Source organism: Mesorhizobium sp. M7A.F.Ca.AU.001.01.1.1, assembly GCF_004022735.1.
Taxonomy (GTDB): Bacteria; Pseudomonadota; Alphaproteobacteria; order Rhizobiales; family Rhizobiaceae; genus Mesorhizobium; species Mesorhizobium ciceri.
The window spans coordinates 1-974 of sequence record NZ_RZPF01001193.1 but is presented as its reverse complement, the minus strand read 5'-3'; the positions used below and the strand labels follow the sequence as shown (position 1 = coordinate 974).

General features: G+C 66.8%; 2 protein-coding genes. Both read right to left on the bottom strand.

All coding sequences use genetic code 11. The annotated features are described in order from the left end of the window. Positions 1-494: hypothetical protein (locus EN884_RS37005; RefSeq protein WP_128361181.1), on the bottom strand; the 494-nt coding region annotated here is incomplete at its 3' end. Continuing rightward, a partial coding sequence (locus tag EN884_RS37000) for a hypothetical protein (RefSeq protein ID WP_128361180.1) occupies positions 491-974 on the bottom strand: 484 nt, incomplete at its 5' end. The genes EN884_RS37000 and EN884_RS37005, both read right to left, overlap by 4 nt.

Genomic DNA, 974 nt, shown 5'->3' with positions numbered 1-974 from the left:
GGCTGGGCGTCGAGCGGGCCGAACTGACGTGCGGCGAGAAGCAGGCTGGCGCCTCGGATCTGGTCGGCCGGCAACTCGAAGACGAACAGGCCGCTTCTCTCCAGCCCTGGATCGACGGCATGTGGCGGCATATCCTGGCGATAGCTGAGCCGCTCCGTCTGGCGGTAGCGCAGGCCGGTCGGGCCTTGCCAGGTGCCGTCGGCGACCGTGGTGGAGGTGCTGGTGGCGGTGAGATTGGTCGCTGCCACCGCCCACAGTCCGCTGGTGGTCAGCAGCCTTTCCTGGCCGAACTGGTTGGTCTTCAGCGTGCGCGCAAAGACCATTCTGTCGAGGCGGACATCGAAGCTGCGCGCCCGCACCGTGTCGTGCATGGCGCCATCAATGGGGATCGGCGCGGTGAGTTCGGCATAATGCGGCTTCGACACCTGCATGCCGTAGCTGAGCACCACGGTGGCGGCGACGATCAGGAGATTGCCGATGGCGCGGATCCTCATGAGCCGCTCTCGGGCAGGTCGGCGACCGGCATGGTGACGGTGCCGAGCCGATAGGAATTGAACCAGCCCGGCGTGCCGTAAAGATTGTCGCGCGGCTTGAAGATCTCGGCGGTGACGCCGAAGCTGAGATTTGCCGGCACGGCGGCGTTACCGGCAAGCGGCCAGACATAGGCCATGCGTTCGGTCATGCCGGGATGCAGTTCCGGCGTCAGCGTCGAATCGCGGGCCAGCGCGATCATCGGCGTGGAATCGGGCAGGTCGATCCCGTCCGGCTTGAAGACGTTGAAATAAGCCTTGTCGGATTGCGCCGTGCGATTGGTCAGATCGGCCTCCAACACCAGCGCCTTCTGGCCTGGTTTCAGCGCCACGCCATAGAGTTTGGCGCGGCTGACATAGGCGCGCGCGGGCTGGACCCGCCAGCGCCCGGCATCGATGGCGGCATCGGGCGGCAATTGCGGCGGGGGGCGGGCGGGCAGGGCG